This window comes from Bradyrhizobium sp. HKCCYLS20291, assembly GCF_051167715.1.
In the GTDB taxonomy this organism is placed as follows: domain Bacteria; phylum Pseudomonadota; class Alphaproteobacteria; order Rhizobiales; family Xanthobacteraceae; genus Bradyrhizobium.
The window spans coordinates 354277-367156 of record NZ_JBNPTO010000002.1 but is presented as its reverse complement, the minus strand read 5'-3'; the positions used below and the strand labels follow the sequence as shown (position 1 = coordinate 367156).

10 protein-coding genes are annotated in these 12880 nt (G+C 64.7%); 6 read left to right on the top strand and 4 right to left on the bottom strand.

Annotated elements, in window-relative coordinates; translation table 11 throughout:
* Positions 1 to 139 precede the first annotated feature (139 nt).
* Positions 140 to 3094, bottom strand: coding sequence for an FAD-binding and (Fe-S)-binding domain-containing protein (locus ACQR07_RS05650; RefSeq protein WP_434901353.1), 2955 nt, complete (start codon positions 3092 to 3094; stop codon positions 140 to 142).
* Positions 3095 to 3212: 118 nt separating this feature from the next.
* Positions 3213 to 3977, bottom strand: a complete 765-nt coding sequence (locus ACQR07_RS05645; RefSeq protein ID WP_434901352.1) for a GntR family transcriptional regulator — start codon at positions 3975 to 3977, stop codon at positions 3213 to 3215.
* Between the two features lie 126 nt (positions 3978 to 4103).
* On the opposite strand from ACQR07_RS05645, the gene ACQR07_RS05640 reads away from it, so the two are divergent.
* The 6 genes from ACQR07_RS05640 to ACQR07_RS05615 all read left to right on the top strand — a co-directional run bounded on the left by ACQR07_RS05640 (position 4104) and on the right by ACQR07_RS05615 (position 10841).
* Positions 4104 to 5309 (top strand): pyridoxal-phosphate-dependent aminotransferase family protein, encoded by a 1206-nt coding sequence (locus ACQR07_RS05640; RefSeq protein WP_434901351.1) that lies wholly within the window; start codon positions 4104 to 4106, stop codon positions 5307 to 5309.
* Between the two features lie 207 nt (positions 5310 to 5516).
* Positions 5517 to 6710, top strand: a complete 1194-nt coding sequence (locus ACQR07_RS05635; protein ID WP_434901350.1) for a pyridoxal-phosphate-dependent aminotransferase family protein — start codon at positions 5517 to 5519, stop codon at positions 6708 to 6710.
* Positions 6710 to 7507 (top strand): enoyl-CoA hydratase/isomerase family protein, encoded by a 798-nt coding sequence (locus ACQR07_RS05630; protein ID WP_434901349.1) that lies wholly within the window; start codon positions 6710 to 6712, stop codon positions 7505 to 7507. The genes ACQR07_RS05635 and ACQR07_RS05630 overlap by 1 nt, the downstream gene beginning before the upstream one ends.
* 132 nt (positions 7508 to 7639) lie before the next feature.
* A complete protein-coding gene (locus tag ACQR07_RS05625; RefSeq protein WP_434901348.1) occupies positions 7640 to 8626 on the top strand; it encodes a tripartite tricarboxylate transporter substrate binding protein in 987 nt (328 codons plus the stop codon).
* Between the two features lie 32 nt (positions 8627 to 8658).
* A complete protein-coding gene (locus ACQR07_RS05620) occupies positions 8659 to 9201 on the top strand; it encodes a tripartite tricarboxylate transporter TctB family protein (RefSeq protein ID WP_434901347.1) in 543 nt (180 codons plus the stop codon).
* A gap of 119 nt (positions 9202 to 9320) precedes the next feature.
* Positions 9321 to 10841, top strand: coding sequence for a tripartite tricarboxylate transporter permease (locus tag ACQR07_RS05615; protein WP_434901346.1), 1521 nt, complete (start codon positions 9321 to 9323; stop codon positions 10839 to 10841).
* A gap of 459 nt (positions 10842 to 11300) precedes the next feature.
* Here the strand turns inward: ACQR07_RS05615 and ACQR07_RS05610 are convergent, their stop codons facing one another.
* Together ACQR07_RS05610 and ACQR07_RS05605 are read right to left on the bottom strand one after the other, a co-directional pair.
* A complete protein-coding gene (locus ACQR07_RS05610) occupies positions 11301 to 11462 on the bottom strand; it encodes a hypothetical protein (protein WP_434901345.1) in 162 nt (53 codons plus the stop codon).
* A 166-nt stretch (positions 11463 to 11628) separates the two neighbouring features.
* A complete protein-coding gene (locus tag ACQR07_RS05605) occupies positions 11629 to 12819 on the bottom strand; it encodes a CaiB/BaiF CoA transferase family protein (protein ID WP_434901344.1) in 1191 nt (396 codons plus the stop codon).
* Between the last annotated feature and the right edge of the window lie 61 nt (positions 12820 to 12880).

Sequence of the window (12880 nt, the reverse complement as noted above, 5' to 3'; positions counted from 1 at the left end):
GAAGCAATCCAGGGGCCAAGCAAGAAACCCTGGATTGCTTCGTCGCGGAGCCTGTCATCGGGCCGCGCTTTGCGCGGACCCGTTGGCTCCTCGCGATGACGAACATTGCGATCGCGTTCCGCGGCTGCCTACGCATGAACTACGCGCTCGGCTTCGCTCGCTCCAGGCTGATCGCCAGGAGCTGCGCGGCGTGAAGGGCGCCACGGTGGGCCCCGTCCCGGATCTGGTGACGGCAGGAGGTGCCGTCGGCGACAATGAAGGTGGCGCTGTCCGCCTTGCGCACGGCCGGCAGCAGCGAGGCTTCGGCCATTTGCATGGACACTTCGTAGGTCTCGGCGCCATAGCCGAAGGCGCCGGCCATGCCGCAGCAGGAGGATTCGATCGTTTCCACCTCCAGCTCCGGAATGAGACGCAGCACCTGTTCGACCGGCTTGAAGGCGGCGAAGGATTTCTGGTGGCAATGCCCGTGCAGCAGCGCCTTGCCGGGGAGTGGGGCGAGCGGGAGCGCGAGCCGGCCGCTTTCCGCCTCGCGTGCCAAAAATTCCTCCAGCAGCAGTGCGTGCGCGCTGATCGTCTTTGCCGGGGCGTCGTTGCGCAGCGACAGCAGCTCGTCGCGCAGCGTCAGCAAACAGCTCGGCTCTAGCCCAATGATCGGAACGCCACGTGATGCAAACGGCGCGTAGGTCTCGACCAGACGCTGCAGCTCGGATTTGGCTTCGTCCACCAGACCCGCGGACAGGAACGTCCGACCGCAGCAAAGCGCGCGGCCGCCATCGGCGGGGCGGGGCAGGTAGACGCGGTAGCCGCCGGCGATCAGGACGCGTAACGCGGCGTCGAGATTCTCGCGCTCGTAGACGCGGTTAAAGGTGTCGCCGAACAGCACCACCTCGCGGCCATCCTCAGGACCGAACGCTTCGGCATCGAGGCGGAAGGTGTCGCGTCGAAAAACCGGCAGCTTGCGTTTGGCGCTGATGCCGGCAACACCCTCCATTAGCGCCCGCAACGGCGCGACGTGATTGCGCAAGTTCACGAGAGGCGCAAAGCGGGCGGCCAGGTCGGCATAGCGCGGCAGATAGGCGACGAGCCGGTCGCGCAGGGTGAGGCCGTGCGTTTGAGTTCGTGCCGCCAATACCTCGATCTTCATCTTCGCCATGTCGACGCCGGTCGGACACTCGCGGCGGCAGGCCTTGCAGGAGACGCACAGCTTCAGCGTCTCCATCATCTCGTCGGATGAGAGGGCGCCGGAGCCCAACTGGCCTGAGATCGCCAGCCGCAGCGTGTTGGCGCGGCCGCGCGTGACATCCTTCTCGTCACGGGTAGCGCGATAGGAAGGGCACATCACGCCGCCGTCGAGCTTGCGGCAGGCGCCGTTGTTGTTGCACATCTCGACCGCGCCCTGGAAGCCGCCGGCGGCGCCGGGATAGGCCGACCAGTCGAGCACGGGCTTGATGTCGTCGACGCGATAGTCCGGCGGATACCGGAACAGCGACCGGTCGTCCATCTTGGGCGGATCGACGATGCGGCCGGGGTTGAGGATGTTGTGCGGGTCGAAGCGCTGCTTCACTTCCCTGAAGTCGGCGACGATGCGGCTGCCGAACATCTGCTCGTGGAATTCCGAGCGCACGATGCCGTCGCCGTGCTCGCCGGAATGCGAGCCCTTGTATTCGCGGACCATCGCGAAGGCCTCCTCGGCGATCGCGCGCATCGCCTTGACGTCCTTCTCCAGCTTCAGGTTCAGCACCGGACGAACGTGCAGGCAGCCTTCGGAGGCGTGCGCATACATCGTGCCGCGGGTGCCGTGTTTGGCGAAGACTTCATTGAGGCGGGCGGTGTAGTCGGCGAGGTGCGGCAGCGGTACGGCGCAATCCTCGACGAACGACACCGGCTTGCCGGCCTCCTTCATCGACATCATCACGTTGAGCCCCGCGGCGCGGAAGTCGGCGACGGCGGTCTGCAGCGCAGGCTCCGTGATCTCGACCACGCCGCCCCATTTGCGCGGCTCATTGCTCCAAGAGAAGCCGAGATCGCCCATCAGTTCGGAGAGCTGCCTCAGCTTGGCGAGGTTCTCGTCTTTGGTCTCCTCGGCGAACTCCACCACCAGGATCGCGTCGGGATCGCCGCGCACGGCGGCCGCGATCACCGGCTGAAACATCGCGATGTCCCGGCCGAGCCCGATCATGGTGCGGTCGACCAGCTCGACCGCAATCGGCTTCAGCTTGACGAGGTGCTGGGCTGCGTCCATCGCCTGATAGAAGCTGCCGAAATGGCAGACGCCGAGCACCTTGGTGCGGATCAGCGGCCATAGCTTCAGCTCGATCTTGGTGGAGAAGGCGAGGGTGCCCTCCGAGCCGACTAGCAGGTGGGCGAGGTTGTTGGCAGCGTTGCGCGGCGTCAGCGCGTCGAGATTGTAGCCGCCGACGCGGCGCTGCACCTTGGGAAACTTGTCGGCGATCTCGGCGGCCTCGCGTTGGCCCAGTGCCAGCATGTCGCGGAACAGCGCGCGGGCCTCATCCGGCGCATTGACGTCATTCAGATCGCGCGGCACTTCGCCGAAATGCGCCAGCGTGCCGTCGGCGAGCGCGGCGTCGATCGCGATGGTGTTGTCGCGCATCGTGCCGTAGCGCAGCGAGCGGCCACCGCAGGAATTGTTCCCGGCCATGCCGCCGATCGTCGCCCGCGAGGCGGTGGAGACGTCGACCGGAAACCACAGGCCATGCTTCTTCAGCTGGCGGTTGAGGTCGTCCAGCACGATGCCGGGCTCGACCACGCAGGTCCGGCCCGCGACGTCGAGCGAGACGATGCGGTTGAGGTGCTTGGAGAAGTCGACGACGATGCCCTCGTTGACCGTCTGGCCGCATTGCGAGGTACCGCCGCCACGTGGGGTGACGATGCGGCCGTCGTCGCGGGCGATGGCCAGCGCGCGCAGCGCCTCGTCCATGGTGCGCGGCACGATCACGCCGGCAGGGATGACCTGGTAGAAGCTGGCATCGGTGGCGTAGCGGCCGCGGTTGAAGGCGTCGAAGAAGACATCGCCCTTGATCTCGGCGCGGAGCTTCTGTTCGAGGCTGGACGGACCGGCTTTGACGTGCGGCATGATGATCTCTGGGGCGGCCCTGGTCGTGTCGCAGTTCCACGGGCCTCGACCCGATGTCAATCATTTAAGATGTAGCGTCAACCGGATTGCATGCAATTTTGTCCGGCTGCCCTCGACCTTAGTCTACCCCGGCCGGCTTTGCGCCGGCGAATGTCGCGCCGCCCTGGGCTTCTGCGAAGTACGCGATCGCGGCCGCACCCTTGTTGCGGAGGTGCAGGAACAGGATGTCCGACAGCTCACTGCCGGCGCGCCGGCGCAGCGCATCCAGGATCTGCTCGTGCTCGCGCATGGCCTCGCTCCAGCGTTCGCGCTTGTGGGCCAAATTGGCCGAGAAGCGCACTCGGCGGATGCGTCCTGCGAGGCTCTCATAGGTCGCTTGAAGCGTCGCGTTGGCCGCAGCCTCAACGATCGCGCGATGGATGAGCTGGTTCACGCGGAAGTAGTTCTGCATGTCCTGCCGCATGTAAAATCCGTACATATCATGATGAAGCTGCTCGACTTTTTCGATCGCTTCATCCGAAATCTTCTCGCAGGCGAGGCGCCCGGCGAGGCCTTCGAGGCCGCCCATCAGGTCGAACAGCTCGCGGATGTCGGCCGCGCTCAAGGGGCGGACGCGGGCACCGCGGTTGGGCAGCAGTTCGACGATACCCTCGGCGGCCAGGACCTTGAGAGCCTCGCGCAACGGGGTGCGTGAGACGCCGAGCATCTCGCACAATTGCCGCTCGGACAGCCGGCCGCCATCGGCGACGTGGCCCTCGACAATGTAGTGGCGCAACCGGGCGAGGATCTCGTCATGCAACGAGGTCTCGTCGCGCGCCGAGGGCGGGCGAACGCCGGGATCTGCCACGGAGTGGGTCTCGATGTCGGGAATCGTGGAACTCATATGATGCGATTGTAGCGGGTGATACCAATTGGGTCGACCTCATATATGAATGCAATTTTGTCTTGTGTAATAGTAATTTTGAATGCAATTATCGGTGTCTTGATGCCGTCTATCCGGAGTTCTGCCGTGACCCGCCACCAAGGTCGTCATTTCCTGCACATTCCGGGTCCCAGTCCGGTCCCCGAGCGCGTGCTGCGGGCGATGGATATGCCCGTGATCGATCACCGCAGCGCCGAATTCGCCGAACTCGGCAAGGCCGTGCTCAGCGGCTCACGGACGATCTTCAAGACGACGAGCCCGGTGATCATCTATCCGTCCTCGGGGACCGGTGCGTGGGAGGCTGCGATCGTCAATACGCTGGCGCCGGGCGACAAGGTGCTGATGGTCGAGACCGGCCATTTCGCCACGCTGTGGCGGCAGATGGCGGCACGGTGGGGCATCGAGGTCGACTTCATCTCCGGCGACTGGCGCCGCGGCGTCGATCCGGCCGTGATCGAGGAGAAGCTCACGGCCGACGCGGCGCATCAGCTCAAGGCCGTCATGGTCGTGCACAACGAGACCTCGACCGGTGCGACCAGCCGGATCGCTGAGGTCCGCGCCGCTATGGATCGCGCCCGGCATCCGGCGCTGCTGATGGTCGACACGATTTCGGGGCTGGCGTCGGCCGACTTCCGCTTCGACGAGTGGAAGGTCGACGTCGCCGTGTCCTGCTCGCAGAAGGGCTTCATGCTGCCGCCGGGGCTCGGCTTCAACGCCATCTCGGACAAGGCCCGTGCGGTCGCCAAGACCAACAAGATGCCGCGGTCATTCTGGGATTGGGAGGACATGCTGAAGCTGAACGCGAACGGCTTCTTCCCGTACACACCGGCGACGAACCTGCTTTACGGCCTGCGTGAAGCAATTGCGATGCTGCTCGAAGAGGGGCTGGACCAGGTTTTCGGACGCCACCAGAAGCTCGCGGCGGCGACCCGCGCCGCCGTCGCGCATTGGGGCCTGGAGGTGCTGTGCCAGGAGCCGAGGGACTACTCGCCGGTGCTGACGGCTGTGCTGATGCCGCCCGGGCACGACGCCGATGCGTTCCGTCAGGTCGTGCTCGACAATTACAACATGTCGCTCGGCTCGGGCCTTTCCAAGGTCGCAGGCAAGGTGTTCCGCATCGGCCATCTCGGCGAGTGCAATGCGCTGACCCTGATGGCGGCGCTGAGTGGTGTCGAGATGGGGCTGCGCGTCGCCGGCGTGCCGCATCGGGCGGGCGGTGCGGATGCAGCGATGGAAGTTCTGGAGCAACCCTTGCCCGGTAATACGCCACGGCATCTCGCGATGGTGAAATGAGGCCGATCGGGTGCAACTGCTGCGACGGTCCGATCATGCCGCACTGCACAGGAGTGGGAGTTTTGTGTGCATCCGAAAGATGTCAGCCCGAAGCGATCGGTGCTCGCGTCTTCTTTGTTGACGCCAGCGGTCTGGCGGGAGAAAAGCGCGACGAACGCGTGGGATGCCACGTCCGCGCACCAACCAAATGACCGGGGATGGACGCCAATGACTGTGCACACAGGACGGCATTTTCTTCAAATTCCGGGGCCGACCAACGTGCCCGACCGCGTGCTGCGCGCGATGGACATGCCGACGCTGGACCATCGCGGTCCCGAGTTCGCCGAGCTCGGATTCGCCGTGCTGGCGGCGTCGCAGCGGATCTTCCGCACCAAGCAGCCGGTGATCATCTATCCGTCGTCCGGCACCGGCGCATGGGAAGCGGCGATCGTGAACACGCTCGTTCCCGGTGACAAGGTGCTGATGGCCGAGACCGGTCAGTTCGCGGTGCTGTGGAAGGGCATCGCCGACAAGTTCAAGCTCGATGTCGACTTCGTCGCCGGCGACTGGCGCCATGGCGCCGACATCGCCGCGATCGAGCAGCGGCTGGTCGATGACAAGGCGCACAAGATCAAGGCCGTCTGCGTCGTGCACAACGAGACCTCGACCGGCTGCCTCACGCCGCCGCTCGAAGTGCGCAAGGCGCTCGACCGCGCCGGCCATCCGGCACTGTTGATGGTCGACACCATCTCCGGCCTCGGCTCGATGGAGTATGAGCACGACGCCTGGGGCATCGACGTGTCCGTTGCCGGTTCGCAGAAGGGCCTGATGTTGCCGCCGGGCCTCGGCTTCAACGCCGTCTCGGAGAAGGCGCTCGCCGTCGCCAAGGCCAATCCCGGCATGCGCTCCTACTGGGACTGGCAGGAGATCATCACCTTCAACAAGCTCGGCACGTTCCCGTATACGCCGGCCTGCAATCACCTGATGGGCCTCAACGAGGCGCTGAAGATGCTGGAGGAGGAGGGCCACGAGAACGTGTTCGCGCGCCATCGCCGTCACAGCCTCGCGACGCGCGCCGCCGTCAAGGCGTGGGGCCTGGACACGCAGTGCCAGGATCCGCAGGCGCACTCGCCGGCGCTGACCGGCGTCGTCATGCCCGAGGGTCACGATGCCGATCAGTTCCGCAAGACGGTGCTGGAGAACTTCGACATGTCGCTCGGCACCGGCCTGAACAAGATCAAGGGCAAGGTGTTCCGCATCGGCCATATCGGTCACTTCAACGACCTGATGCTGATGGGCACGCTCTCAGGCGTCGAGATGGGCCTTGCGCTCGCTGGCGTGCCGCATCGCGCCGGTGGCGTGCTCGCGGCGATGGACGTCCTCAAGGCGCGCGAGGCGGCGCCGATTCCGAAGGTGGCCTGATGACCGCACCTGTGACCGGCTCCGACGATCTGATCCATGCCGTCGACGACGGCATCGCCAAGATCACCTTCAACCGGCCACAGGCGCGCAACGCGATGACTTTCGCGATGTACGACCAGATGGCCTCGATCTGCGAGGCCATCAACGCCGACCGGTCGATCAAGGCGCTGATCCTGACTGGTGCCGGCGACAAGGCCTTCGCCTCCGGCACCGACATCTCCCAGTTCCGCGCCTTCAAGACCGCGCAGGACGCGCTCGACTACGAGGCGCGCATCGACCGCGTGCTCGGCACGCTGGAAATGTGCCGCGTGCCGGTGATCGCAGCCATCGCGGGCGCCTGCACCGGCGGCGGCGCCGGCATCGCCGCCTGCTGCGACATCCGCATCGGCACCGAAACCACCCGCATGGGCTTTCCGATCGCCCGCACCCTCGGCAACTGCCTGTCGATGTCCAACATCTCGCGGGTGGTGTCGCTGATCGGACCGGCGCGCACCAAGGATCTCATCTTCAAGGCGCGGCTGGTCGAGGCGCCGGAGGCGCTCGCGCTCGGGCTGCTCAACGAGATCGTGCCCGACGTCGACACCCTGCAGTCGCGTGCATTGGAGACCGCGAAGCTGGTCGCCTCGCATGCGCCGATCACGCTCGAAGTGACCAAGGAGGCGGTGCGCCGCATCCGCCGCACGCTGTCGCGAGACGAGGGCGAGGACCTGATCCTGCGCGCCTATATGAGCGAGGATTTCCGCGAGGGCATGGACGCTTTCCTCAACAAGCGGACGCCGAACTGGAAGGGCAAGTAGTCCGATGCTGCTCTTGCGACCTTATGTCGACGCCATGAGGCTGCATCTTGCTTGTTTTCTTGAAGTGATCACAATAAGGCGGCAGTATCCTGGTAGGATACAAGCAGGCGCTTGGAACGGGGAAGAAAACACGTGCGCAACCTGATCAAGATCGCGGCCACCACGGTGGCCCTTTTCGCAGCCGCGCCGGCCCTTGCCGGCTGGGAGCCGACCAAGCCGGTCGAGATCGTCGTCGCTGCCGGCGCCGGTGGTGCGTCCGATCAGATGGCGCGGATGATGCAGGCCGCGATCCAGAAGAACAACCTGTTGAAGCAGCCGGTTGTGGTCTCGCTGAAGGGCGGTGCATCGGGTGCCGAAGCGCTGATGTACATGAAGTCCAGCGACGGCGATCCGAACAAGATCCTGATCGCCTATTCGCTGATCTACATGCTGCCGCTGTCGGCCAAGCTGCCTTTCGACTGGAAAGAACTGTCGCCGATCGCCGTGATCGCGCTCGATCAGTTCGTGCTGTGGGACAACGTCAACGGTCCGAAGACCGTGAAGGAGTTCATCGAGGCCGCCAAGGCGTCGAGTTCGCCGTTCAAGATGGGTGGCACCGGCTCGAAGCGCGAGGACCACGTGCTCACGGTGTTCATGGAGAAGAAGACCGGCGCCAAGTTCTCCTATCTGCCCTACAAGTCGGGCGGCGAGGCCGCGACCCAGCTGGTTGGCGGCCACACCGAATCCAACGTCAACAATCCGTCAGAGAATCTCGAAGTCTGGCGCGCCGGCCAGGTCCGCCCGCTGTGCGTGTTCGACAAGGAGCGCATCTCCTACACCGCCAAGGTGACGGAGACGCAGTCCTGGAACGACATCCCGACCTGCAAGGAGCAGGGGCTCGACGTGCAGTATCTGATGCTGCGCGGCATGTTCCTGCCGGGCAAGGTGACCCAGGAGCAGCAGGAGTTCTATGTCGACCTGTTCAGCAAGCTGGTGCAGACGGCTGAATACAAGGACTACATGGAGAAGCAGGCGCTGAAGCCGATCTTCCTCACCGGCAAGGACATGCTGCAGTTCCTCGAAGAGGACGGCTTGCTCAACAAGCAGCTGATGACGGAAGCCGGCTTCGTCGCCAAATAGGCCGGGCGAGGCGAGGGGATTAGGGAAGGTCGATGTCCAACGCTGAGCTCGAGATCGCCGTCGACGATCCGACCGCGCCGGAGGAGAATTCTCCGGCGGTCACCTCCAGCCGGGCCGTCGACGTCGCGGTATCGCTGCTGCTGCTTGCGCTGGCCGTCGTGCTCGCCTGGGACAATTGGCGGACCGGCGCGTCCTGGGATTCGACCGGTCCGGAGCCTGGCTACTTCCCGTTCTATCTCTCGGTGATCCTCGGCGGCGCCAGCCTCTACGGCATCGGCGCGGCGTATCTGTCGCGCAAGGAGGCAGTCGAGACCTTTGTGACGCGGGCGCAACTGCGCCGCGTCATGGCGGTGTTCGTGCCGACGCTGCTGTTCTGCATCGCCATGCAGTTTCTCGGCATCTACGTCGCGAGCTTCCTGCTGATCGCCGGCTTCATGCGCATCGTCGGCAAGATCGCGATCTGGAAATCGCTGCTCACGGCGATCCTCTTCAGCGCCGTGATGTTCGTGACCTTCGATATCGTGTTCGACGTGCTCATGCCCAAGGGACCGCTCGAAGCGGCGTTCGGGTACTGACACCAGTCTCTCCTCCGTCATTGCGAGGAGCGAAGCGACGAAGCAATCCAGGGCAGCGCGTTCGAAACTGGATTGCTTCGCTTCGCTCGCAATGACGTGGAAACAGTTGGATTGTAATTATGGAAGCCTTGGGTCTGCTGCTGCACGGGTTCGCGGTTCTCCTGACCTGGAAGACGCTGGCGCTGATGATGGTCGGGCTGGTGCTCGGCGTGTTCGTCGGCGTCTTGCCCGGACTGGGCGGCCCCAACGGTGTCGCCATCCTGCTGCCGCTGACCTTTTCGATGGATCCGACCTCGGCCATCGTGATGCTGTCCTGCATCTACTGGGGCGCACTGTTCGGCGGCGCCATCACCTCGATCCTGTTCAACATCCCAGGCGAGGCGTGGTCGGTCGCAACCACCTTCGACGGCTATCCGATGGCGCAGCAGGGCAAGGCGGCGGAAGCGCTGACGGCGGCGTTCACGTCGTCCTTCATCGGTTCGCTGGTCGCGGTGTTGCTGATCACCTTCCTGGCGCCATGGATATCGTCCTTTGCGCTGAAGTTCGGCCCGCCGGAGTTCTTCGCCGTCTATCTGCTCACCTTCTGCTCCTTCGTCGGTCTCGGACGCGAGGACAAGCACAAGACCGTCATTGCGATGTCGCTTGGCCTGCTGCTCGCCGGCGTCGGCATGGACACCGTGTCCGGACAGTTGCGGATGACGTTCGGCTCGACCGATCTGCTCCGCGGCATCAACTTCCTGGTTGCCGTCATCGGCCTGTTCGGCATCAGTGAGATCCTGCTGACCATGGAGGAGCGCCTCGCGCTGCGCGGCCACGCCGCGTCGATCTCGCTGCGCACGGTGCTCGCGGTCTGGAAGGACTTGCCGAAATACTGGATGACCTTGCTGCGCTCGTCGGCGATCGGCTGCTGGCTCGGCATCACGCCGGGCGGCGCGATCGCGGCCTCCTTCATGGGCTACAATCTCGCCAAGCGGTTCTCGAAAAATCCTGACAGTTTTGGCAAGGGCCGCATCGAGGGCGTGTTCGCGCCGGAGACCGCGGCGCATGCCTCGGGCACCGCGGCGCTGCTGCCGATGCTGGCGCTCGGCATTCCCGGATCCGGCACGGCGGCGATCCTGCTCGGCGGCCTGATGGTGTGGGGCCTCAATCCCGGACCGCTGCTGTTCGTGGAGCACAAGGATTTCGTCTGGGGCCTGATCGCTTCGATGTATCTCGGCAACGTCGTCGGCCTCGTGCTGGTGCTCTCCACCGTCCCGATCTTCGCCTCGATCCTGCGTGTGCCGTTCGCGGCGGTTGCGCCGATGATCGTGGTGTCCTGCGCGATCGGTGCCTACGCGATCCAGAACGCGATGTTCGACGTCTGGCTGATGCTCGGCTTCGGCGTCGTCGGCTACGTCTTCAAGAAGATCAGGATTCCGTTGGCGCCGTTCACCCTGGCGCTGGTGCTCGGCAGCCGCGCCGAGGACGCCTTCCGGCAGTCGATGATCATCTCCGGCGGCAACATGAAGGTGTTCTGGGCGAACGGCCTGGTCGGCACCATCACGACGCTGGCAATCGTGCTGCTGTTCTGGCCGCTGATCGATCGGCTGGTGGCGAGTTTCGGCAAATCAAACGCGCCGGCGGCGAAGGCAGAGGCGTAAGAGGAGATGCTGCGGTGTCTCGGACCGCATGGTTCGAGATGCCGTTGAAGCGATTCCCAGCCGGACTGTGGCACCGCCGCCACGCTTTTCAGACCGTCTTTGGCTGCAACGGACCGTTGTTCGAAACGCTTCCGCGCTTCTCCAGAGGTTGTGTCTTTGCGATGACAGCATTTTAGGCAGCGCGGTGGTAGGCTTCATTCATGGGCAGACGTTGTGCTGCTCACGCGCGGTGCCTGATCTCTGGTCATCGCGCCCTGATGTTTCCTCCCGAGACGATCACCTCGCCCGGCGCGCTTGCGTCGGGCTTTTTTTTGTTGCGGAGAGATGGATCAGGCCCGCTCGCCACTTGGTAGGTCGATCGGCTCTACGCTCGAAAAGGAAAAGCCTCCGTCCGGACTGTCCGAGACGAAGGCTTCGAGCAGATTTTATATGAGAAGAGACGCGCGCTTCAGAACACTCTTAGTTGGCCTTCTCGACGACCGGCATGTCGTACCAGTCGGAGTCGTTGTCGAGCATCGTCTCGTCGAACGGAAGAGCGCCGGGATGGCTCAGAGCGGCCGCGTTGACGTCGCGCACGATGTCCATCGCCGTCAGAAAATCGTTCAATTCCGTCGCGCTCATGAAGCCTACTCCTCACACACGCACGGGCCCTGAGGTCCGCGCCAACTGATGAAAAGAGATTAGCGCTGTCTTGCCTTGGCCTCAATCCCGCCCAGGTCGAAGTTCCATCGTGGTGACATCTGGGCCACAGCGGCGGGATGCCGCGGCGTCGTCATATTGCAACTGCTCACACGACGCGATGCAGCCGGAGATCGGCGATCTCGCCGTCGGTGAAGCCGAACTCCGACAGGATCTCCTCGGTCTGCTCGCCGAACTCCGGCGGCCGCGCCGCCATCCGGCTCGGCGTGCGGGACAAGGTGAAGGGCTGCGCGACCAGCGTGATGTCGCGACCATCATCGTTGGGCACTGGCTGCGCCATGCCGAGATGCTTCACCTGGGGATCCTGGAACATTTGATCGATCGCGTAGATCGGCCCGCAGGGCACGCCGGCGGCGTTCAGCTCCGCGACCCACTGCTCACTGGATTTCGCCAGCGTGCGCGCGCTGATCTCGGCATTCAACGCGTCGCGGTTCTTCGAGCGCGCCGGTGCGGTCGCGTAGTCCGGATGGTCGATCCATTCGGGTGCGCCGAGCGTCTGGCACAGCCGTTCCCAGATGCGGCCGCCGGTCGCGGCGATGTTGATGTAGCCGTCGGAGGTCCTGAACACGCCGGTCGGGATGCTGGTCGGATGGTTGTTGCCGGCTTGAGGCGCGACGTCCTTCTCCATCAGCCAGCGCGCGGCCTGGAAGTCGAGCATGAAGATCTGCGCCTGCAGCAGCGAGGTCTGGACCCATTGGCCTTCGCCGGAGACCTCGCGCTCGAGCAGCGCGGTGAGGATGCCCATCGCGCAGGACAGGCCGGCGGAGAGGTCGGCGATCGGGATGCCGGCGCGCATCGGGCCTTCGCCGGGCGCGCCGGTGATCGACATCAGTCCGCCCATGCCCTGCGCGATCTGGTCGAAGCCCGGCCGCTTGGCATAGGGGCCGTCCTGGCCGAAGCCGGAGATGCTGCCATAGACGATGCGCGGATTGACCTTGCGCACGGCCTCGTAGTCGATGCCGAGCTTGGTCTTCACGTCCGGGCGATAGTTCTCGATGACGACGTCGGCCTGTTTGGCAAGCCGCATGAACACCTCGACCCCCCGGGAGTCTTTCAGGTTGAGCGCCATCGCGCGCTTGTTGCGATGCAGGTTCTGGAAGTCGGCACCGCGGCGCGGACCGCCGAGCGCCTCGCCGCCATCCTCCATGACAGCGTCGATCTTGATGACATTGGCGCCCCAGTCAGCGAACTGACGCGCGCAGGTCGGGCCGGCGCGCACCCGCGTCAGATCGAGCACCGTGAAGCGGGACAGGGCTTTGGACGCGCGCGGGAAGGCCATGCGGATGAACTCCGAGGAAGCTGACATGGCTGTATAGGAGAGGGCGCGTGAAGCGACAATT

What these genes read in the sequence shown, in the direction of transcription:
- ACQR07_RS05650 (WP_434901353.1), bottom strand. Translation starts at nt 3,094, where the DNA reads ATGCCGCACGTCAAAGCCGGTCCGTCCAGCCTCGAACAGAAGCTCCGC.
- ACQR07_RS05630 (WP_434901349.1), top strand. Translation starts at nt 6,710, where the DNA reads ATGACCGCACCTGTGACCGGCTCCGACGATCTGATCCATGCCGTCGAC.
- ACQR07_RS05635 (WP_434901350.1), top strand. Translation starts at nt 5,517, where the DNA reads ATGACTGTGCACACAGGACGGCATTTTCTTCAAATTCCGGGGCCGACC.
- ACQR07_RS05605 (WP_434901344.1), bottom strand. Translation starts at nt 12,819, where the DNA reads ATGGCCTTCCCGCGCGCGTCCAAAGCCCTGTCCCGCTTCACGGTGCTC.
- ACQR07_RS05610 (WP_434901345.1), bottom strand. Translation starts at nt 11,462, where the DNA reads ATGAGCGCGACGGAATTGAACGATTTTCTGACGGCGATGGACATCGTG.
- ACQR07_RS05620 (WP_434901347.1), top strand. Translation starts at nt 8,659, where the DNA reads ATGTCCAACGCTGAGCTCGAGATCGCCGTCGACGATCCGACCGCGCCG.
- ACQR07_RS05615 (WP_434901346.1), top strand. Translation starts at nt 9,321, where the DNA reads ATGGAAGCCTTGGGTCTGCTGCTGCACGGGTTCGCGGTTCTCCTGACC.
- ACQR07_RS05645 (WP_434901352.1), bottom strand. Translation starts at nt 3,977, where the DNA reads ATGAGTTCCACGATTCCCGACATCGAGACCCACTCCGTGGCAGATCCC.